Annotated in this window: 8 protein-coding genes; 4 read left to right on the top strand and 4 right to left on the bottom strand. The window is 67.2% G+C overall.

All coding sequences use genetic code 11. The features are described from left to right. The 4 genes from Q8R10_RS06445 to Q8R10_RS06430 all read right to left on the bottom strand — a co-directional run bounded on the left by Q8R10_RS06445 (nt 1) and on the right by Q8R10_RS06430 (nt 18194). Entirely contained in the window at nt 1-4764 is a 4764-nt protein-coding gene (locus Q8R10_RS06445) for a non-ribosomal peptide synthetase (protein WP_305652107.1), read from the bottom strand. 364 nt (nt 4765-5128) lie between these two features. Next, nucleotides 5129-8245: an amino acid adenylation domain-containing protein gene (locus tag Q8R10_RS06440; RefSeq protein ID WP_305652106.1), complete on the bottom strand. Its 3117-nt coding sequence runs from the start codon at nt 8243-8245 to the stop codon at nt 5129-5131. Between the two features lie 5 nt (nt 8246-8250). Next, entirely contained in the window at nt 8251-17217 is an 8967-nt protein-coding gene (locus tag Q8R10_RS06435) for a non-ribosomal peptide synthetase (protein ID WP_305652104.1), read from the bottom strand. Continuing rightward, on the bottom strand, nt 17214-18194 hold the full coding sequence (locus Q8R10_RS06430) for a TauD/TfdA family dioxygenase (RefSeq protein ID WP_305652174.1): 981 nt from the start codon (nt 18192-18194) through the stop codon (nt 17214-17216). Before Q8R10_RS06430 ends, Q8R10_RS06435 begins: the two co-directional genes overlap by 4 nt. 225 nt (nt 18195-18419) lie before the next feature. On the opposite strand from Q8R10_RS06430, the gene Q8R10_RS06425 reads away from it, so the two are divergent. Genes Q8R10_RS06425 through Q8R10_RS06410 form a run of 4 tightly spaced genes read left to right on the top strand, consistent with a single transcriptional unit; the run spans nt 18420 to nt 21578 of the window. Then, nucleotides 18420-18635 carry an MbtH family NRPS accessory protein gene (locus Q8R10_RS06425; protein ID WP_305652102.1) on the top strand — a complete coding sequence of 72 codons (216 nt, stop codon included), beginning with the start codon at nt 18420-18422 and terminating at the stop codon, nt 18633-18635. Next, a complete protein-coding gene (locus Q8R10_RS06420) occupies nt 18635-19411 on the top strand; it encodes a thioesterase II family protein (RefSeq protein WP_305652100.1) in 777 nt (258 codons plus the stop codon). The genes Q8R10_RS06425 and Q8R10_RS06420 overlap by 1 nt, the downstream gene beginning before the upstream one ends. After that, nucleotides 19398-20135, top strand: coding sequence for a 4'-phosphopantetheinyl transferase superfamily protein (locus Q8R10_RS06415; RefSeq protein ID WP_305652098.1), 738 nt, complete (start codon nt 19398-19400; stop codon nt 20133-20135). The genes Q8R10_RS06420 and Q8R10_RS06415 overlap by 14 nt, the downstream gene beginning before the upstream one ends. Before the next feature lie 12 nt (nt 20136-20147). Then, nucleotides 20148-21578, top strand: coding sequence for a diaminobutyrate--2-oxoglutarate transaminase (locus Q8R10_RS06410; RefSeq protein ID WP_305652096.1), 1431 nt, complete (start codon nt 20148-20150; stop codon nt 21576-21578). Nucleotides 21579-21586 lie beyond the last annotated feature (8 nt).

The following is a 21586-nucleotide window of genomic DNA, read 5'->3' as shown; positions in this document are numbered from 1 at the left end:
CTAGCCCTCCATGGAGTCGGTGGTGAGTAGGGATTTGCGCCGGGCGCCGCCGAGGCGCGCCACGCCTTGTTGGCTACGGGCGCGCTGTTCGGTGAGGCGGCGTTCGCGGGCGCGCTGGGCGAGGTCCTGGGCCAGGGTCGCGATGTGCACCTCTGGGGTGGCAACCACCTGCGCCAACAGCGCGCTGAATTCCTCGGCGAAGGCCGCGACGCTGGTGGCATCGAACAGATCGGCGCTGTATTTGAAGGTGCAGTCGAGCCCGTGCGGCGTTTCTTCCACGGTCAGGTGCAAATCGAGCTGGGCCTGGCCGTGTTCGACCGACTCCGGCAGTACCTCCAGGCCAGGCATTTCGAGGGCGCCTTGCGGCTGGTTCTGCAACACCAGCTTGACCTGGAACAGCGGACTGTAGGCCAGGTTGCGCACCGGGTTGAGCGCTTCCACCAGCTTGTCGAACGGCAGCTCTTGATGGCTGTAGGCATCCAGCACTTGCACCCGCAGCCGCGCCAGCAGCTCGGCGAAGCTCGGGTTGCCGGTGAGGTCCGCACGCAACGCCAGTTGGTTGAGGAAGAAGCCGACCACGCCTTCGGTTTCGGCCCGGCCACGGTTGGCCACATCGGTGCCGACAATGGGATCGAGCCGCCCGCTATGGGCGTGCAGCCAGACTTGGAAGGCACCGAGCAGCCCCATAAACAGCGTGGCGCCGTGTTGCTGGCAGAGGTCGTGCAAGGCACTGGCGGTGGCGAGTTCGACGCTGAAGCGCTGGCGCCCGCCACGGCCGCTTATGGCCGCTGGCCGTGGTCGGTCGGCGGGTAGCTCCAGCGGCGCCTGGGGCTCGCCCAGGGCGCTGCGCCAGTAGGCGAGCTGGCGTTCCAGGCCGGCACCGTCGAGGCGCTGGCGCTGCCAGACGGCGTAGTCGGCGTACTGGATCGGCAGATCCGGCAAGGCGGCTTCGCGGCCTTCCAAGGCGGCGCGATAAAGCTGCGCCAGCTCGCTGACTAGCACGCCCATGGACCAGCCATCGGCGATGATGTGGTGCAGCACCACCAACAGCAGATGCTCGTCGGCCGCCAGTCGCACCAACGTCAAACGCAGCAGCGGTGCCTGGCTCAGGTCGAAGGGGCGGGTGGCTTCCTCGATCAGCAGGTGGCGGGCCGCCGCTTCGCGCTCGGCGGGCGGCAGATGGCCGAGGTCGACCACTGGCAGCGGCAGGTTGAGATCGCCGTGGATCAGTTGAGTCGGCTCGCCGTTCTGTTCCCGGAAACTGGTGCGCAGGGCCTCGTGGCGCCGCACCAAGGCTTGGAACGCCGCGTGCAGGGCGGCGCAATCGAGATGGCCGCGCAACCGCGCTGCGCTGGGGATATGGTAGGCGGCGCTGTTCGGTTCCAGCTGCTGGATAAACCACATGCCCTGCTGGGCGTGGGACAGCGGCAGCGCCGCGAGACCCGAGGCCGGGCGCGATGCGACGGGAATCGGTTGCTCCAGCGGCGCATCGCTCGCGGGCAAGCGTTCGGCCATCTGCGCGATGGTCGGTGCTTCGAACACCGCCCGCAGCGGCAGCTCTACACCCAGTTGCCGGCGCAGCCGCGCCACCAATTGAGTGGCCAGCAACGAATGCCCCCCGAGGGCGAAGAAGTTATCGTGGATGCCCAGCGACTCCAGTCCCAAAACCGCTTGCCAAACCTGCGCCAGCGCACGCTCCTGGGCAGTGCGCGGCAGCGTCAGGGCAGCGCCGTCGCTGCCGTATTCCGGCAGCGGCAGGGCCTTGCGGTCGAGCTTGCCGTTGGGGCTCAGCGGCAACGTCGGCAGGCTGACGAAGGCGGCGGGCAGCATATAGTCCGGCAGGGTTTCGGCCAGATACTCGCGCAATGCGTCGATGGCAGGCGCCTCGGCATGCGCCACCAGATAGGCGACCAGGCGACGGTCGCCGGGGCGGTCCTCGCGCACCAGCACCAGGGCCTGACGCACGGCCGGATGGCTCTGCAGGCGCGCCTCGATCTCGCCCAGTTCGATGCGAAAACCGCGCAGTTTCACCTGCTGATCGATGCGCCCCAGATATTCGATGGCGCCGTCCGCCAGGCGCCGCGCCAGATCGCCGGTGCGGTACAGACGGCTGCCCGGCGGGCCGAAGGGGTCGGGGGCGAAGCGTTCGGCGCTCAATGCCGAGCGGCCATGGTAACCACGGGCCAGCAGCTCGCCGCCGATACACAGCTCGCCCGGTACGCCGGGCGGCGCCAGGTTGCCGTCGCGGTCCAGCAGGTAGAAGGCGCGGCCGGGTAGGGCTTGGCCGATTGGCATCTGCAGCGGCAGCGGTTGCGCGCCGCTGGCCCAGGCTTGGCAGTCCTGCACGCTGGCGGTCACCGTGGCTTCGGTGGGGCCATAGGTGTTGAGCAGGCGTATGGGCGCCAGGCCGGCTTGGCGCCAGGCGCTCAGCCCTTCGGGCGGCATCGCCTCGCCGGTGGCGCTGACCAGACGCAGCGCGCCATGGTCGGCGGGCGGTTCGGCGGCGAAGTCCTGAGCCAACTGGTACCAATAGGCGGTGGCCAGGTCGGCCACACTGATGCCGTGGCGCAATACGCGACGCTTGAATTCCTGGCTGTCCCACAGCTCTGGGCCACGCAACACCACACAGGCGCCGCAGCAGAGAGCGGGGAAAAGCTGGTCGACGAAGCCGTCGAAATTGAAGGTGGAGAATTGCAGCACCCGGTCGGCCGCGCTCAGCTCGAAGAAGCCCAGCGCCACCTCGCTGTGCCCGGCCAGCGCTTGGTGATCGATGGCCACGCCCTTGGGTTTGCCGGTGGAGCCGGAGGTGTACATCAGGTAGGCCAGTTGCGCAGGGTGCACGGCCACCGCCGGGTCGAACACTGGGCCCGAGGCGATGGCGGTTACGTCGAGGCGTTCCAGTTGGGCATGGACGTGCGTGGCGGCGAGGGTCTCGGGCGCCACCAACAACAGGCGAATACCGGCGTCCTCGATCATATGGGCCAGGCGTTCGGCGGGGAAATCCGGGTCCAGCGGCACGAAGGCCAGCCCGGCCTTGAGGCAGCCGAACAGCGCCGCGACCATCTCCAGCCCGCGCGGCAGGCACAGGCCGATGCGCGCCTCCGCCGGCAGACCCAGGGCCAGCAGGCGGTGGGCGATGTGGTTGGCGCGCTGGTTGAGTTCGGCGTAGGTCCAAGTGCAATCGTCCAACACCAGAGCGGACGCTGTGGGCGTGGCGACGGCCTGGGCGGCCAGGCGCAGGTGCACCAACTCCGCGCTGGGTAGAACCATCCGCGCCTGACATTCGCTCAGCAGCGCGGCGTGTTCGGCTTCACTGAGCAGCGGCAGTTGGCCGATGCGGCAACTCGGGTTGGCCAGAATGCCGTGCAGCAAGCGCCCGAAGCCGCCTGCATAGCGGGCAATGCTGGCGTCGTCGAACAGGTCGCGGTTGAAGCTGAAGCAGGCCTCTAACTGGCCGTCGCGTTCGGCCATGTCCAGGCTCAGGTCGAACTGCGCGGCGCTCTGCTCGCGCTGGATTTCCTCGATGGTCAGGCCCGGCAGTTCCAGGCGGCGCGATTGCTGGCCTTCGAATAGGTTGAACAGCACCTGAAACAGCGGCGGATGGCTGAGATCGCGCTCGGGTTGCAGGGCTTCCACCAGGCGCTCGAAAGGCAGCTCCTGATGGGCCTGGGCGGCAAGGCTGGTGGCCTTGAGCTGATCCAGCAAAGCGACGAAGGGCTGCTGGCCATTCAACTCGGCGCGCAGCACCAGGGTGTTGACGAAGCAGCCGATCAGCCCCTCGGTTTCCACCCGGGTGCGGTTGGCCACCGGCACGCCGACACGCAGGTCGGTCTGCCCGCTGAGGCGGTAGAGCAGCACGTCGAAGGCCGCCAGCAGCACGCTGAACAGCGTGGTGCCGCGCTCGCGGGCGAGGCGGTTGAGGCCGGCGCTCAGCTCGGCGTCCAGCCGTAGGCTGTGGCGCCCACCACGGCCGCTGGCAAGCTTGGGCCGTGGCCGGTCGCTGGGCAGCTCCAGCATCGGCTGTTCGCCGCCGAGTTGGGTGGTCCAGTAAGCCAGCTCGGGTTCCAGCGCCGCGCCGGCCAGGCAATTGCGCTGCCACAGCGCGTAGTCGGCGTACTGGATCGGCAGCGCCGGCAGTTGTGGGTTTTGTCCTTGGCGCAGTGCCGCGTAGCAGCTGGACAACTCGCGAGTTAGGATGCCCAGCGACCAGGCGTCGGCGACTATATGGTGGGCGGTCAGCAGCAGCACATGCTCGTCCAGCGCCAGGCGTATCAGCTGCAGACGCAGCGGGCCTTGGCTGAGGTCGAAAGGGCCGTTGGCCTCGGCGTCGATCATCTGCCGCAGGCGCTCTTCGCGCTCGACCGCGGGCAAGCCGGCCAGATCGGTCTCGCCTATTGCCAGGGGCAGTGCGGCATGGACTCTCTGCTCGGCTTCGCCTTCGCCCTGATAAAAACGGGTGCGCAGCGCTTCGTGGCGCTGCAGCAGGTGGTCGAAGCTGCGCTGCAGCGCGGTCAGGTCCAGCTCGCCGCGCAGGCGCAGGGCGGCCGGCATGTTATAGGCGGCGCTGTGCGGCTCCAGCTGCTGCAGAAACCACAGCCGTTGCTGCGCATAGGACAGCGGCACGGCGCTGCTACGGGGCGCAGGGACTATGGGCAGGCGGCTCAGGCGGATGCCTTTGTCGGCCAGGGCACGGATAAAGCCTTGGCGTTTTTCCGGAGCGAGTTTGGCGATACGTTCGGCCAGGGTTTTAGCGTCGAATTCCATGAGAGATCTCTTCAAGCCCGCAGAGGGGGCACGCGGTGTTGGTGCGTATCTGCAAGAGCACGCAGGAAACCTGTAGGAGCGAATTTATTCGCGATGCTTTTGTGTTGCCGGAGAGGCCCAATCGCGGATAAATCCGCTCCCACAAAAGCGCGGCCAAGCCACGAGCCTGTGTAGGGTGGAAAACCGCGCAGCGTTTTCCACCGTGGGCCGGTGGATGCAAGAGGCGGCATCCACCCTACGGCTGTAGGAGCGAATTTATTCGCGATGCTTTTGTGTTGCCGGAAAGGCCCAATCGCGGATAAATCCGCTCCCACAAAAGCGCGTCGGAACCACGAGCCTGTGGGCGCGGCGCTTGGCCGCGACTTCAACTTGGTTCTCCCATTGCGGCCCGGGCTTGCAAGGCCACGCGTTCATCTGGGCTCATGGCGGCGAGCTTTAGGCGCAGCTCGGCGACTTGCTCCAGCCGCCCCGGCACGCTTTCCAACCCGCGCAGGGCTTGGGCCAGGTCCGCGACGCTGGGGTGATCGAACACCAGGCCCGGCGCCACTTCGATTTGCAGCAGCTTGCGCAGCCGCGCACAGAGCTTGATCACCATCAGCGAATGACCGCCGAGGTCGAACAGGCTGTGCTCTATGTTCACCGCGTCGCGTTCCAGCAGCTCGGCGTAGAGCCCGGCGAGCAGGGTTTCCAGGGTATCGCGGGGTGCCTGCGGGGCGCTGTCGTCGGCGAGGCTGGCCGGGTCGGGCAGCGCCTGGCGGTCGATCTTGCCGTTGGCCATGCGCGGCAGTGCAGCGAGCTTGAGCAGGCGGGTCGGTTGCAGGTAATCCGGCAGTTGCCCGCGCAATTCGCCGAGCAGTTCCTCTGTGGGGCGTGCGCTGACGACATAGGCGTGCAGTTGCTCGCCGGCGACCTTAACCGCCGCCTGGCTCACGCCGCTCAGGGCCAACAGCGCAGCCTCCAACTCCCCTGGTTCGACGCGGAAACCGCGAATCTTCAATTGCTGGTCGACCCGGCCGAGCAACTGCAGGCGGCCGTCCGGCAGCAGGCGAGCGCGGTCGCCGCTGCGGTACAGACGCTGGCCGGGGCGCAGCGGGTCGTCGAGGAAGGCGTCGGAAGAACGGTGCAGATAACCACGGCTCAACTGCGCGCCGCCCAGGTACAGCTCGCCGGCGGCGCCCAGCGGCGCGGGGCGCAGGCCCTCGGCGGAGCTTTCCAGCACATAGGCGTAGTTATTGGCCAGGGCGCGGTCCAGCGGCAGGCTGTCGCTGTCGCAAGGGTTTTGCCCGGGGCTGTGCAGCAGCACACCGACCGTGGTTTCGGTGGGACCGTAGTGGTTGTGGATGCGGCAGGTTGGAGCCAAGCGGCGGATACGTTCCAGCAGCGCGCGCGGGGTGACTTCGCCGCCGAGAATCAGGGTTGCCGGCAGGCTCGCGGTATCGTCTTCGAGCAGCGCGGCCAGGTGCGAGGGCACCATCTTCAGGCAGTCGATGCGTTGATCAAAGACGAAGCGGGCGAAGGCGGCGGCATCGGTGCTCTCCGCGTCGCTGGCCACCACCAGGCAGGCGCCATTCCACAGGGCGCCGAACAGGCTGGTATTGCCCAGGTCGGCGGCTACCGAGGAGGTCAGGGCGAAGCGCCGGCAGCTGTTCAGCTGCAGCGCTTCGCTGACGGCGGCGCTGTAGTTGAGCAGTTGGCCGTGCTCGATCACCACGCCCTTGGGCTCGCCGCTGGTGCCGGAGGTGTAGAGCAGGTAGGCAGCATGATCTAGGTGAATGCTGTCGAGCGGCGCCAGCTCAGCTTGGCCGTCGCTTAGAAGATCGGCGAGGCGCAAGCTTTGCTCATGCAGATCGTCTCTCGGCAATTCGCTCAACAACAGTTGTGGCTGGGCATCGGCGAGGATTTTCTGCAGGCGCGCGGCCGGCCAGCTCGGGTCCAGCGGCACATAGGCGGCCCCGGCGCGCAGCACCGCCAACAGCGCCAGCACCAGCTCGCCGCAGCGCGGCAGCAGCAGCGCCACGCGACACTCGGCACCGATGCCACGGGCTTGCAGCGCGGCGGCCAGGCGTTCGACACGCTGGTTCAATTCGGCGTAGTTCAGCTGCAGCTCGCCGGCTTGCAAGGCCTCGGCTTCGGGCGTGGTCGCCGCCCAGTGGGCAAGACGCGCCGGCAGGCTGAGTTGACCAAAGTTTCGCGTCGGCCCGCACAGCGCCAACTGGCGCGGGCGATGGGCGGCCGGGCTGAGATGCAGTTCGGCCAAGGGCGCGTCGAGGCGTGCCGGCAGTTGTTCCAGCAGGCAGAGGTATTGCTCCAGCAGGCAGCGCGCAGCGTCCTGGCCATAGCGGGCGTTGTCGTGATGCAGGGCCAGGGTCACGCCGCTGTCCGCCAGCCGGACTTGCAGGGCCAGTTCGAAGCGCGGGTCGGCGCCCGGCAGTGCCAAGGCGCACCAGTTCAACCCGCCGGCTTGTCGCTCGCCGGGCTGACCCGCGAGGGCGAAGCCGACGCTGAAATGCGCCTGCTGCGGCTCGGCCAGGGACCAGTATTCTTGCGCGCCGACATGCTCTTCCAGCACAACCGCCAGGCGTTGCAGCCAGTGCGAGAAAGATTCGGTCGGGTCGAGGCGCAGCGGTAGCGGCAGCACCTTGTCGAAAACGCCGATCCCGCCGGCCAGGGCCTCGTAGTCGCGCCGGCAGTCGTGCTGCCAGCCGCCGGCAAAGGCCGGTTGCCCACCGATGCGCGCCAGCAGCGCCCACCAGGCGGCTTGCAGCAGGGTCGGCAAGGATTGCTGGCGGGCTTCGGCGAGGCGTTCCAGTTCGGCCGCTAGCGTCGCGGGCAGGGCTTGGATCAAGCAGCCCTGGGAGTCGTCGGCCTGGGCCTGACGGCGGTAGCCCAGATGCAATTCCGGCAGTTGCGCCAGGCCCAGCTCGGCCCAGTAGGCGCGGCCGGTTTCGGCTTCGGGGTCGGCTGCCAGCTCGGTACGCCACTCGATAAATTGCGAGTACTGGAAGGCCTCTTCCAGCTCGGCGTACTGCTGGTCGTAAAGCTGTGGCAGCTCGGCGAACAGGGTTTCCAGGCTCAGGCGGTCAGCGGCGCTGGGCGCCAGGCTCAGCGCCAGGTGCCAATCGCGTTCGTCCAGGCGGACCAATACGGCCCGCAGCAGGCGGCCGCTGTCCAGGGCCAACGGCTGGGCGCAAAGCTCGCTCACGCGCGTTTCCAGGCTGTCCGCCGTGGTGCGCAGGTCCAGCGTATGCCAGTCCAGATCGGCCTCCACCGGTTGCTGGCGCAGGCCGCGATAGAGCGGTGACGGGCGCAGGGCCATGCGCAGACTGTCGTGGCGCGCCACCAGGCTGAGCAGCGCTTGGCGCAGGCGTGTTTCGTCCAGCGCGCCGTTCAAGCTGATACGCAGTTGCGCTGCCGGGTGGCCGGCGTCGAGTGCGGCCTGTTGTTCCGGGCTAAGGGGGTATCCCGAATCGATCTCGTGCATGTCGTTCAATCCTGTAATTCCATTGCGCTGGGGCTAGCCAGCAGCTGAGCCGGTTCGTGCAGGTCGCCCATGGCCACCACTATCTTGCGGGGGCCCTCGTAGGGGTCGCGGGCGTGGGCAGCCAGAAGGTTGTCGAGCATCACCACGTCGCCACGCTGCCAGTCGAAGCGCACCGCGCAGGCCTCGTAGAGCTGGCCGAGCAAACTCATCACCTCAGCGCTGATCGGGCTGCCGTCACCGAAGTAGACCTGGCGCGGCATGCGCTCCAGGCCAACCATGGCCAGCAGGTCTTCGCGCACTTCCGGCTCCAGGCAATGCACGTGGTGCAACTGCACCTGGTTGAAGAAGCTGCGCTCGCCGCTCAACGGATGGCGGATCACCGCCGGGCAGCGGGTGCGGGTCTGCAATTCGTCATTGGCCAGCCAGACGAACTCGGTGTTCGTGGCGCGGCACTGCGCTTCCACCTCGGCGCGGTCATCGGTCTTAAAGAACTCCTGCCAGCTCACATCCAGGCGTTTGGTAAAGGTGCGCACATAGAGCAGACCCTTGCGCTCGAAGGTTTCCGCCAAGGCTGGCGGCAGGCGCCGGTACAGCTCACGGCAGTCGACGATGGGGGTGGCGCCGCCCACTGGCGAGGGTTGCTCGCAGAAGAACCACTGCTTGCGCGGCGCGCGCGGAAGGTGCGAGCTCTCGTTGTGAAAGAGGATCATTTCCCGCTCGGGGTAGGGTGTGGAGCGGTAGATATTGCGTCCGCCTTCCTTCTTCGGCAGGTCGCCGTAGCCGCCGAACAGGCCAGGGTGGATGGCCTCGGCGAAGGCTTCGAAATCCTGCGCGCTGTGCAAGGCGAAGCCACGAAATAGCAGCCCGGCGTGTTGGCACAGCAGGGTGTCGATCAGGTCGCGTGAGCTGCGCGCCCAGCCCAGCGGGTCGAGGTCGGCCACAGCCGGTTCGATCAGCAGCGGGAAGTCGCGACCGGCCGTCAGCGGGGTGGTCTTGATCAACGGGCGCGGCGGGCTGCTGGCGCGCGGCGCGAGTTTTTTCAGCTTGTCGAGCTTGGCGTTCAGGCCAGGCGTTTTGCCCATGGCGGCAGGTTCCTTGCGCAGGGTTGGCAGTTCCAGCAGGGTTTCGGGCGCGCTGGCGGCTTGTTCGAGAATCGCCAGCCAATCGGCGGCCAACGCGGCGATGCGTTCGGCCTTGAACAGGGCGCTGGCGTAGACCCAGTTGCCGCGCAAGCCCTGTTCACAGGCTTCGAGGAACAGGGCCATGTCGAACTTGCTGCTGCGCTCGGCGGGGGGCAGCAGTTCGACCTCCAGCCCGGCAATGGCGAAGCGGCCTTGCGGGGTGTTTTGCAGCACGAACAACGCCTGCACCAGCGGGTTGCGGCTGCGCTCGCGGGGCACGTCCAGCGCCTCGACGATGCGGTCGAAGGGCAGCGCTTGGTGCTCGAAGGCGGCCAGGCTGGTCTGCTTGGTCTGCTCCAGCAGATCGACGAAGCGCACGCCATCGCGCCACTGCGAGCGCAGCGGCAGCACGTTGACGAAGAAGCCGATCAGCCCCTCCAGCTCGGCCGCCTCGCGCCCGGCCACATCGGTGCCCAGCAGCAGGTCGCGGCTGCCGGTCAGGCGGTGCAGCAGCAGTTGGAAGGCGGCCAACAGCACCATATACAGGCTGGCGTTTTGCGCATGGGCCAGGGCATCCAGGCGCTTCACCAACGCTGCCGGCACCTGGAAATCATGGGTCGCGCCGCTGCTGTCGGCCTGGGCCGGGCGCGGGTGGTCGGTGGGCAGCGGCAATACCTGCGGCGCGCCGGCCAGCGCGGTGCGCCAGAAGCCCAGCTCGGCCTCCAGGCGTGCGCCGCTGAGCAACTGGCGTTGCCATACGGCGTAGTCGGCGTATTGCACCGGCAGGGCCGGCAGGTCGGTCGGCTGACCAGCGCGCAGGCGACTGTAGAGCTGGCTGAACTCGTTGGTCAGCACGCCCACCGACCAGCCATCGGCGACCATATGGTGCAGCGCCAGGTGCAGCAGGTGCTGGTCGTCCGCCAGCTTGAGCAGGCCCGCCCGCAGCAACGGCGCGTGGTTCAGATCGAAGGGCTGGCGCAGGTGTGCCAGGCTGTCGCGGGTTGCTTCGGCGTCGCGTTCGGCGGGCGGCAGGGCGCTGAGATCGCGGTAGGGCAGGGTGAAATTCGCCTGGTCGTCGATCACCGCCCAGGGCTCGCCGTCAATCTCCGGGTAGGCGGTGCGCAGCACCTCGTGGCGCTCCAGCAGCGCGGTGAAGGTCGCTTGCAGCGCCGGCACATCCAGCTCGCCGCGCAGGGTCAGGGTAGCGGCCATGCTGTAAGCCGCGGACGGGCGTTGCAGGCGGTTCACCAGCCACAAACGTTGCTGGCTGAGGGACAGCGGCATGCGCGCGTGGCGCGGCGTCGATTGCAGGGCTGGTTGCCGGGCTGGCGCCGCGCTCAGGCTGTTGGACGCCCGCCAGGCGTCGATGCGCTCGGCCATCCGCCACAGTTGCGGCGCTTCCAGTAAGACGCGCAGCGGCAGCTCCACGGCCAGCGTTTGACGCAGGCGCGCGAGCAGCCGGGTGGCCAGCAGCGAGTGGCCGCCGGCCTCGAAGAAATGGCTCTGCCGACCCAGGGGCTGCGGCGGCAGCAGGGCTTCCCAGAGCGCCGCGAGTTGCCGTTCGGTGTCGCTGTGCAGCGGCTCCAGCGCCGCCCGCTCGGCCAGTTGCGGGGCGGGCAGGGCCTGGCGGTCCACCTTGCCGTTGGCGTTCAGCGGCCATTGCGCCAGGCGTACCCAGGCGGACGGCAGCATATAGGCCGGCAGCTCGGCGCGCAGGTGCTCGGCCAGGGCCGCGTCGCTCACGTCATCGCGGCCCTGCCAGTAGGCCACCAGCAGCTCGGTTGCGCCCAGGCGTTGCAGGCTGACCAGCGCCTGCTGCACGGCTGGGTGACGCTCCAGGCAGGCTTCGATTTCACCGAGTTCGATACGAAAGCCGCGCAGCTTCACCTGGAAGTCGCGGCGGCCGAGGAATTCCACGCTGCCATCGGCGCGGTAGCGGGCCAGGTCGCCAGTGCGGTACAGCCGGCTGCCGGCTTCCGCCCCCGGTGCACCGGCCTCGGCGAATGGGTTGGGCACGAAGGCCGCGGCGGTCAGCTCGGGGCGGTCGGCATAGCCACGGGCCAGGCCGGCGCCGCCGATGTAAAGCTCGCCCGCCACGCCCACTGGCTGCGGCTCCAGGCGTTCATCGAGGATATACAGACGGTTGTTGGCCAGCGGCCGGCCGATCGGCACCACCGCGCCTTCGACGCGCTGCACCGGCTGGGCGGCGGACCATACGGTGGTTTCGGTCGGACCGTAAACGTTGGTCAATTGCACACCGAGGTCGAGCAGCCGCTGCGCCAGCTCGGCGCCCAGGGCCTCGCCGCCACAGAGCACGCGCAGGCCCTGCCACGCCGGGCTGGGGTGTTCCACCAGCATTTGCCAGCTGGCCGGGGTGGCTTGCATCAGGGTGATCGCTTCCTGCTCCAGCAGCCGCAGCAGTTCAGTCGGCTGTAGCACTTGCTCACGGCTCGCCAGTACCACGCAGGCGCCGTGAACCAGCGGCAGGAACAGTTCCAGCCCGGCGATATCGAAGCCGAGGGTGGTCACCGCCAGCAGTCGGTCGGTGGCGCCTAGGCGAGCGTATTCCTGAATACCGTGGAGGAAGTTGACGAAGGCTTGTCGCTCGATCTGCACGCCCTTGGGCCGCCCGGTGGAGCCGGAGGTGTACAGGCTGTAGGCGAGCTGGCGCGGCTGCACGGGCAGGCGCAAGTTGTCGGTCGCGAGCGTGCTCAGCTCGGGCTCCAGGGCTTCCAGTGTGACCAGCCGTAGCTGCGGCGCGAAGCCGCCGCGCAGGGCCTCGCGGGTCAGCAGAAGGCTGGGTTGGGCCTGCTCGAGAATGTCGGCATTGCGCGCCGGCGGTTGGGCGGGGTCGATGGGCAGATAGGCGCCGCCGGCCTTATGGATCGCCAGCAGAGTGACCAGCGTGGCGGCTTCGCGCTCCAGGCAGACCGCCACCAACTGGTCGCAGCCGACCCCGGCTTGGCGCAGCCAGCGGGCCAGGCGGTTGGCTTGGGCATTCAGCTCGGCGTAGCTGAGCCGCTGCGCACCACAGACCAACGCTTGGCGCTGCGGCGCCGCCTGAACTTGGCGCTCGAACAGGCTGAGCATGTCTGCATGCGGGTCCAGCGGACGCACGCTCTGGTTCCATTGCCGCAGCAGGGCGTCACGTTCCGCCGCCGCCAACAGCGGCAGTTCGCCGAGGCAGCGGCTGCCGTCTTCGGCGAGGGCCAGCAGCAGCTCGCGGAAATGCCCGCTCAGCGCTTGCAACGCCGGCGCCGACAGGCGCTGGGCAGCGGCGCTGAACAGCAGCTCCAGCTCGCGGCCCGGCTGGGCTTTGACGGTCAGGCCGTAGGTGGTCTGTTCCAGGTTATCCAGGGCTTGCAGGCTCAAACCGCCGGCATGCAGACGGCGTTCGCCGATCTCCGGCAGGTTCTGGAACACCAGCAAGGTATCGAAGAGCGCGGCGCCGCGCGGGCTGGCCTGGAGGATCTCAGCCAGCGGCGTTTGTTCGTGCTCGCGCAGGGCCACGCTGGCGCTCTGCACCGCTTGCACGTAAGCCTGCACGCTGAGCTGCGGCAAGGCCTGGACGCGCAGCGGCAAGGTGTTGATAAACACCCCGAGCATCCGTTCGGCGCCGGGCAACTCGCTCGGCCGGCCGCTGCTGATGGCGCCGAAAACCACGTCTGGCTGGTCGTTGTAGCGCGCCAGCAACAGGCCCCAGGCGGCCTGGATCAAGCTGTTGAGGGTGACGTTGAGGTGCCGGGCGGCGGCGTTCAGGCGGCTGCTGGCGTCGCTGTCGAAACGTAGCGATTGGGTCAGTTGGTCCAGTGCTTGGCCTGGACGTGGCGCGGCCAGCATGGGCAGCGAGCCGGCGCCTTCGAAGCCGCTCAATTGCTGCGCCCAGAACGGCGCGGAGCCCTGCGTCGGGCGCGCGGCCAGCCAGCCGATGTATTCCCGATAGGCGGGGCGCGGCGGCGGCGTTTCGCCGGCGTAGCGGGCGAGGACTTCCTGCAACAGCGCCAGGGAACTCCAGCCGTCGGCGATCAGGTTATGCCGGCTCCACATCAGCCACCAACGCTGCGCGTCGAGCTGCATCAGCGCCAGGCGCTGCAACGGCGGGCGATCCGGGACGAAGCCCTGGTGGCGGTCGGCGCGGCAAAACAGATCCAACGCTTCGCGGCGCGCGTCCGCGTCCAGCTCGCGCCAATCCAATTGGCGCAGCGGCAGTTCCAGCCTGCGGTGCACGCATTGCAGCGGCTCGTCCAGGCCTTGCCAAAGCACGCCGGTGCGCAACAACGGGTGGGCGGCGACTGCGGCGCGCCAGGCGGCGATAAAGCGCTGCGGGTCGAACGGGCCGTTCAATTCGGCCTGCAATTGATTGACGTAGGCTCCGCTGTCGCCCTCCAGCAAGCTGTGGAATAACAGGCCCTTTTGCAGCGGCGAAAGCGGGTAGGCGTCTTCCAGTTCGGCGCCGGCCAGTTCGCCCAGGCGTTCGGCCGGCAGCGACGAGAGGGCGAAAGGCGCCAGCGCCTTGACTGCTGGCTCGGCGGCCGGCGCGGCGCTACGCGTGAGCAGCAGGGCGGCCAGGGCTGCCACGCGGGGGTGCTGGAACAACTCTTTCGGGCTGAACTTGAGCCCGGCCTGGCGGGCCTTGGCGATTAATTGCAGGGCGAGGATGGAGTCGCCGCCCTGGGCGAAAAAGTCGTCCTGGCGGCCCAATTCTGGCTGGCCCAGCACCTCGCGCCAGAGCGGCAGCAGGCGTGCTTCCAACTCGCGGGCCGGAGAGGCCAGCGTCGCGGCCAGGGCGGCGATGCTCGGTTGGGCGAAGAGCTGCTTGGGGCTGAACTTGAGGCCGGCCTTACGCGCCTTGGCGATCAGTTGCAGGGCCAGGATGGAGTCGCCGCCGAGGGCGAAGAAGTCGTCGTGGATGGACACCGACTCGCGTGCAAGCACAGCGCTCCACAGCTCGACCAGGGTCGCTTCCACGGCATCCCGTGGCGCGCCGCCGGCGGCCTGTTCGCGCTGCACTGCGGCGGGCTGCGGCAGGTTTTGCCGGTCCACCTTGCCGTTGGCCAGGCGTGGCAATTCGGCCAGCTCAATAAAGACGGCGGGCAGCATATAGTCCGGTAATTGCGCAGCCAGCTGCTGACGCAGGGCGTCCGCTTGGATCGGCTTGGCCGGCACCAGATAGGCGACCAGCCGTTGGCCTTCACCGTTGGCGGCCGGCTGGGCCAGCACCACGGCGTCGCGCAGCTCGACGCAGGCTTTGAGGCTGGCTTCGATTTCCCCCAGCTCGACGCGGAAACCGCGAATCTTCACCTGGTTGTCGATGCGCCCGAGGAATTCGACCCGCCCGCCCGGCAGCAGGCGCGCGCGGTCGCCGGTGCGGTACAGGCGGCTGCCGTCGGCGGCGAAGGGGTTCGGGATAAAGCGTTCGGCGCTCAGCCGCGGTTGGCCCAGATAGCCGCTGGCCACGCCGGCGCCGCCCACGTACAGCTCGCCGGCGGCGCCCAGGGGCAGGGGGTCGAGATAGCGATCCAGCACCTGCACCGACACGTTGGCCAGGGGCGCGCCCACAGGCACTAAGCCGGACAGGCTCGGTTCGAGGTGCTCCAACTCATGGCTGAGGCAGCCGACCGTGGTCTCAGTCGGGCCGTAGTGGTTGACGATGCGGCAGCCCGGCGCGAGTTTTTTAAGGCTTTGTACCAATGCCAGATCCAGCCCTTCACCGCCCAGCACCAGGCAGTGGCGCGGCAGCAGGCGCGCCGGTTCCGCGACCGCGAGTAGCGCCTTGAGGTGTGAGGGCACGATTTTCAGGCAGTCCACCGGTTGCGCCGCGAGGCTCGCAGCCAGGGCTTCCGGGTCGCTGGCCAGGGTTTCATCGAGCAGGCGCAGGCTGCGGCCGCTAAGCAGCGCGCCGAACCAGGCGGTGTAGCCCAAATCCGCCGCCACCGTGGCCAGCGCAGTAAGGCTGGCGTCGGCCGGCAATTGCAGGGCGCGCAGCACGCCGTCGACGTAATGGATCAGGTTGCCCTGGGTCACCACCACGCCCTTGGGCGCGCCGGTGGAGCCAGAGGTGTAGATCAGATAGGCCGGTTGCGCGGGATGAACCGCCCGGATCGCCCGGCGCGGTGCGTCGGGCAGGGTGTCCGGGGCGTCGAGATCCAGCCAATGAACTGCGCCCAGCTCGGTCGGTGCCGCGCCCTGGCCCACCACCAACGCCGCGCCGCTGTCGCCGAGCATATGCAGGCGGCGCGCGGCGGGCAGGGCCGGGTCGAGGCAGAGGTAGGCGGCGCCGGCTTTCCAACTGGCGAGCATGGCGGTAAGCAGGGCCATGCCGCGCGGCAAGGCGAGTGCGACCACGCCGCCGGCACCCAGGCCGGCGGCCTGAAAACGCTCGGCCAGACGGCTGGCGGCTTGGTCCAGCTCGGCGTAGCTCAGGCTGGCGTCGCCCTCGATCAGTGCCAGCCGTTGCGGGTGGGCCGCGACCTGCTGGGCAAAGGCGGCCACGGCGGTGGCGGCGCTCGGCGCGAGCGCTGGGCCGTTCAATCGTGACTGATCCTGGGGCGCGCAGACTGGCAACTCGCTTAGCCGTGCCGTGGGTCGGGCCGCGGCGGCGCGGGCGAATTCAACGAACTGCGCCGCCATACGGGCGATGCGCTCACCGTGGAACAGCTCGCTGCTATAGCGCCATTGGGCTTGCAGCCGTTGGCCGTCATCCTGCCAGCGCAGGTTCAACTCGTTGGCCGCGCCGCGCTGGGTGGCGAGGTGCTCGCGCAGGCTGAAGCGCGCCAGCGCGGCCTCGCGGCGGTTGGGCATATAGGTGAGCATATGGCGGAACAGCGTCGGGCTGGCGGCCGCTTCCTGGATGCGCGCGAGCGGCAGGCGGCGATGGCGCAATCCTTCGCGCAGCTGCTTGGCGCCGCTCTGCAGGCAGTCGTCCAGGCGTGGATTGCCTTTGAGGCGGGCGCGCAGCGGGATGGCGTTGAGGGTGTAGCCGATCAGCTGTTTGTACTTGGCCTTATGCCGATCCATGGTCGGGGTACCGATGAGGAAATCGTCCTGATCGCTCTGGCGGTGCATAAACACCTGGAACAGTCCCGCGAGCAGGGCGAACAGGCTGATATTCAGTTGTTCGGCCAACGCGCGCAGGGCCTGGCTCTCTTCGTGACTCAGCCATTGCTCGAATTCTTCGCCGGTGTAGCTCAGGCTGCGTGGACGCGGCAGGTCCGGGGTCAATTCCAGCGGCGCCGGCGCGTCGGCCAGGCGCTCTTTCCAGAAGCTGGCCAGCGCGTCGTTGCTCTCGCCGCCCTGCATCTCGCGTTGTTCGGCCAGCCAGTCGAAATAGCGGCCGGGTTCCGGCAGTGGCAGGGGTTGGTCGTTTTCCAACGCTTCATAGACGGCGAACATCAGCTCTAGCGCCCACTCCACGCTGAAGAAGTCGCCGCTGATGTGGTGGAACACCGCGCACATATGCAGCTGCGGACCGCTGGCGGTCTGGTTGTGCAACAGGCGCAGGCGGCAGACCTGACCCCGCTCCAGCTCGAAGGGCAGATCGGCTTGGTGTTCCAGCCAGGCACGCACATCAGCCTGGTTCAGATTCTCGACCTGTTGGGTCGCAACATCCGCTTCGATACGCGCCGGCTGGACCATCCACAACTGGCCGTCTTCCTCCTCATAGCCGCAGTGCAGGGCCTCGCAATGGGCCAGCACCAGGGCGAAGGCGGCGCACAGGTGCTCCGGGTCCAGCTCGGCGCGCAGCTCGCGGGCCAGCACCATGTTGTAGGCCGGGCTCGTTGGATTGAGCCGGTGGAAGGTCCACAGGGCCTGTTGGCCTGGGCTGGCGAGGTGGCGTTGGAGAGTGGTCATAGCACCTGCTCCTGCGCCGGCTCGGCCATGGCGACTATGACCTTGCGCGCGCCCTTGAAGCTGGCGCGGCCGTGGGCCACCAGCATGTTGTCGAGCATCAGCACGTCGCCCTGCTGCCAGGGGAAGCGCAGGGTGCAGTCGTCCAGCACGCCGCGGATTTCCGCCAGGGCGCTGTCCTCCAGCGGCGAGCCGTCGCCGTAATAGACGTTGCGCGGCAGGTCGAGCGGGTCCTCGACCACCGCCAGCAGGCCCTCGCGCACGGCGGGGGCGAGGTTGGAGACGTGGAACAGGTGCGCCTGGTTAAACCAGACGTTCTCAGCGGTGTGAGGATGGCGGGCCACCGCTTGGCAGACCTGGCGGGTGCGCAGCTCGCCATCGTCCTTCCATTCGAAGTCGATGCGCTTGGCGCGGCAGAAAGCCTCCACCACGTGGCGGTCTTCGCTGTTAAAGGCTTGCTCCCACGGCAGGTCGAGGCCGTTGCCGTAGTTGCGCACGTACATCAGGCGCTTGTCGGTGAAGCGCTGGCGCAGGGCGGGGTCGATACGATCGTGGATCAAGCGGCTGTCGGCTATCGGCGTTTCGCCGCCTTCGCTGCTGGGCTGAACGCAGTGGAACCAGATTTTCAGCGGCCACTGCAGGGTGTAGGACTGCTCGTTGTGCAGCGGTATGACTTGGTGCGCCGGGTATTCGGTGGAGGTGTAGACGCCTTGCTCGACCGCCTTGCGCGGGGTTGAGCCGAATTCGTAACTCAACAGTTCATGGCCGAAACTGCGCACCAGCTGCTGGAACGCTTGCTCGCCCAGCACATCGAAGCCACGCAGCAATAGCCCGCCGACCTTATGCAGTCGGGTTCTGGCGAGTTCAGGCAAAGCGGCAAGGCTGGCCGCGTGATTCGCTCCCGGCTGTACCAGCAGCGGCAATGACGAATCCGCCAGTAGTGGTTGCACGCTGAGATCGTATTCGCGCGCAGCTGTCATCCCCATGAGTCGCCCCTTCCTTAGTGATATTCGTTGCGTGCGAAGCAGGAGAGCCGTGAAAGCCCTGCTAAACGCCTCGGTCGTTGCGGCGGGAGTCTAACGGAATTATTCGCTAAATGTAATGATAGCAATTATCACTTGTATTGGGTTGTGTTTAGATACGACCCAACACAAGGCGTGAAGCCTTGGTCAACTATCTATGCCTGCCAAATTAAGGAAGCAAAAATGAGCTGGGACAGTCCTGACACCCGTTTTCTGGTGGTGATTAATCACGAAGAGCAGTACTCCATCTGGCCGGACTACAAGGAGCTGCCGGAGGGCTGGCGCGCGCTCGACAAGCAGGGCAATAAAGAAGAGTGCCTGGCCTATATCGAGTCGACATGGACCGACATGCGCCCCTTGAGTTTGCGCCAGGCCCTGCAGGCGCAAGGGCAGGGTTGATGTCAGCTTCCCCGAGCTCCTGGTTTTCGCTGCTGCCAGGCAAGGCGCCGGCCGTGCTGCGCCTGTACTGCTTCCCCTATGCGGGGGCCGGGCATACGGTGTTTCAGCATTGGCGGGCTTGGCTGGCCGAAGACATCGAACTGGCTCTGATCAAGTTGCCGGGGCGTGGCGCGCGGTTCTGCGAACCTCAGGCCGCTTCGCTCGACGAGTTGGCCTGCGCGCTGGCGCAAGCGATCGAAAACGCGGACGAGGCGCCCGAGCACTTCGCCTTCTTCGGCCATAGCATGGGCGCCCTGTTGGCGTTCGAGACGGCGCGAGCCTTGCAGAAACGCGGCTGGTCGCCGAGCGCCTTGCTGGTTTCTGCCCGCACCGCACCCTCAGCCCACGGCTGGCGCGAGCGTCTGTCCGATCTGCCGGACGCGGCCTTTCTCGAACACATTCGCAGCATGAACGGCCTGCCCCAGGAGGTGCTCGACAACCCGGAATGGCTGGCGTTGTTCCTGCCGATCATTCGCGCCGATTTCGCCCTCTGCGAGAACTATCGCTATCGACCAGGGCTGCCGCTGACCTGCCCGATTGAGGTGCTGGCCGGTCGGGACGATGCCAGTGTGCCCCTGCCACTGCTCGAGGGTTGGGCCGGCGAGACCCGCGCAGGTTGCACTACGCGGATTTTCCCAGGCGGCCACTTCTATTTATTTGAGCGTGAAAAACAGTTGCTAGCGCTGATTCAGCGGCAGCTGCATGTGCAGCACAAGGTTTGCCATGCAGCTGTCTGAGCGCGAGGTACAGCTCTGGCTGGTGCCGTTGGACGAGGGCGCATTGCGGCTGGCCGAACTGACTGCCGATGAGCAGGCGCGTGCCGAGCGTTTTCGCTGTCCGCAGGCTCGCGCTGCCTTTATCCAGACGCGGGCGGCCCTGCGGCGCTTGCTCGGACGCTACCTCGACTTACCGCCCTTAGCCATAGTGCTGAGTTACGGCGCTCAGGGTAAACCTCGACTCGACGCCGGGATGGGCGCGCTGCAGTTCAATGTCAGCCATAGCCACCGGCTGGCCTTGATCGCCATCTCGCAGGCACCGGTCGGCGTAGACCTGGAGTGGCTGCAAGCCGACCTCGACTGGCGTGAACTGGCGCCGGTCTGCTGTCACTCCACCGAGCTGGCCGACTTGCACGCGGCGACCGACAGCGAAGGGCGGGCTCACCTACTGCGCCTGTGGACCGCCAAGGAAGCCTATCTGAAGGCCCGTGGCGAAGGCCTTAGCCTGCCGCTTACGGCCATCCGCCTGAATGTCACCGCAGAAGGCTGGCAGCCTAGCATTGAGGCACCTTGGGACGATGGCCAAGGCTGGTGGCTGCAGCCTTTGCAATTGCCCTCCGGCTACGTTAGCTGCATAGCCACACCCTTTATTGATCCGCTGATTGGTCTCCGATCCTTGACCGAGTCGGCGCTTACTCGTTGGGCCATTGGTCCAACTACCCCCACGTTTTCTGTCACACCTTAGGGAGAACTCAGCATGGAATGTATCCAGAACCTGCACCCGTCCAGCGCCACCTTTACCCTCGAGCATTTTCGCCAACAAGGCCCGCGCGAGCTGAACAGCAACGCCTATTTACAGCGTCAGGCTGCCCGTGAATCCAACGCGCGCTCCTATCCGCGGCGCATTCCCCTGGCGCTGCAGGAGGCCCATGGCCTCTATGTGCGCGACACCCAAGGGCAGCTATTTATGGATTGCCTGGCCGGTGCCGGCACCCTGGCGCTGGGGCACAATCACCCGGTGGCCATTGCCGCCATGCGCCAGACCCTCGACTCTGGCTTGCCCTTGCACACACTGGACCTGACCACGCCGGTCAAGGATAGGTTCGTCGAAGAGCTGTTCGCCGCCTTGCCCGAACGCTTCGCCCGCCATGCGCGCATCCAGTTCTGCGGCCCGTCGGGGGCCGATGGCATCGAGGCGGCGCTCAAACTGGCCAGAACTGCCACCGGGCGCAAACCGATACTGTCGTTCTCCGGCGGCTATCACGGCATGACTCACGGGGCTCTAAGCCTGATGGGGAATCTGGGGCCTAAGCTGGCGCTGGGCGCAGCGATGGCGGAGGTGCAGTTCTTGCCTTATCCCTACGATTATCGCTGTCCCTTCGGCCTGGGCGGCGAGGCGGGGATAGACGCCGGCCTGCACTATATCGAACAGTTGCTGAGCGACCCGGAATCCGGTGTGTTGCCGCCGGCAGCCGTGGTGGTGGAAGTGGTGCAGGGCGAGGGTGGGGTGATTCCTGCGCCCGTGCGTTGGTTGCAGGGCCTGCGCCAAGTGACCCGCAAGCATGGCGTGGCACTGATTATTGACGAGGTGCAAACTGGCCTGGGCCGCACCGGTCGGCTGTTTGCCTTTGAACATGCCGATATCGAGCCGGACATTCTGGTGCTCTCCAAAGCCATTGGCGGTGGTTTGCCATTGTCGGTAATGCTCTACCGGGAAGAGCTGGATACCTGGAAACCGGGTGCCCATGCCGGCACCTTTCGTGGCAATCAACTGGCCATGGCTGCCGGTGCCGCGACTCTGCGATATATCCTCAGCGAAGATCTGCCGACTCACGCCGACGCCATGGGTGAACGCCTGATGGGGCAACTACGTCAGCTGCAAGCCGACTACCCATGCATCGGCCAGGTGCGGGGTCGCGGTTTGATGGTCGGGGTGGAAATCGTCGGCGAGCTGGCGGCCGGCAGCCGCGTTCCGCCGGTCAACGCGGCGTTGGCGCAGGCCATACAACGTCAGTGTTTACGTCTCGGCGTTATCCTGGAGTTGGGCGGCCGCCACGGTGGCGTGGTGCGCTTCCTGCCGCCGCTGATGATCCAGCCTGAAGAGATTGATCTATTGGTCGAGCGCTTCCATCTTGCCCTCGATAGCGCTTTGGCGGAGTTGACGAATAGGGCGCTGCACATCGCATAAATCAAAAT

The sequence above is a fragment of the Pseudomonas sp. genome (genome assembly GCF_030698175.1).
In the GTDB taxonomy this organism is placed as follows: Bacteria; Pseudomonadota; Gammaproteobacteria; order Pseudomonadales; family Pseudomonadaceae; genus Aquipseudomonas.
The sequence above is the reverse complement of the archived record's forward strand: the minus strand, read 5'-3'. Positions and strand labels throughout refer to the sequence as shown.